Origin of the sequence: Stappia sp. BW2, assembly GCF_008107695.1 — a bacterium.
GTDB lineage: Bacteria > Pseudomonadota > Alphaproteobacteria > Rhizobiales > Stappiaceae > Roseibium.
Genome location: NZ_VIRG01000040.1, coordinates 1 through 435, shown reverse-complemented (window position 1 = coordinate 435; position 435 = coordinate 1). Strand labels below are relative to the sequence as shown.

At 64.6% G+C, this 435-nt stretch carries 1 protein-coding gene; it reads right to left on the bottom strand.

Translation table 11 applies throughout. The features are described from left to right. Positions 1-80: 80 nt before the first annotated feature. Positions 81-435, bottom strand: a 355-nt coding sequence (locus FMN63_RS02830) for a P1 family peptidase (protein WP_205513829.1), incomplete at its 5' end; no start/stop codon positions are given.

The following is a 435-nucleotide window of genomic DNA, read 5'->3' as shown; positions in this document are numbered from 1 at the left end:
ATACATCAGCGCCCGGATCTGCATTCACGTCTCTCCACCATTCGGCATATTGGATCTGTAGAGAGTCTGACCCTATTCAATCAGCTGCTGCTCGCATAGCGGTCGCGCCAGGCCTTTTGCGCGCCCTCGACCGGCAGCGCGGTCGCCGCGTAGACGCCACGGGCGATCGCCCGCGCCATGACGATGGTCGCGAGGTGGCAAAGCTCCATCAGGCTTGCCATGTCGTCTCTTTGATGCCGGGCCGTTGAAGCGGCAAAGACGGTATCGCCGTCGAGCGGCAGGTGCGCCGGCAGCAGTGCCCTGGCAAACCCGTCATGGCCGGCAAGCGATAGCCGGTGCGCCTCGGCCTTCGTCAGCTGCGCATCGGTCACCACTGCGCCGATCGTCGTTGCCGGCGTGTTCATGCCCTTGAGCCGCATCCGGTGGTCGGCCACA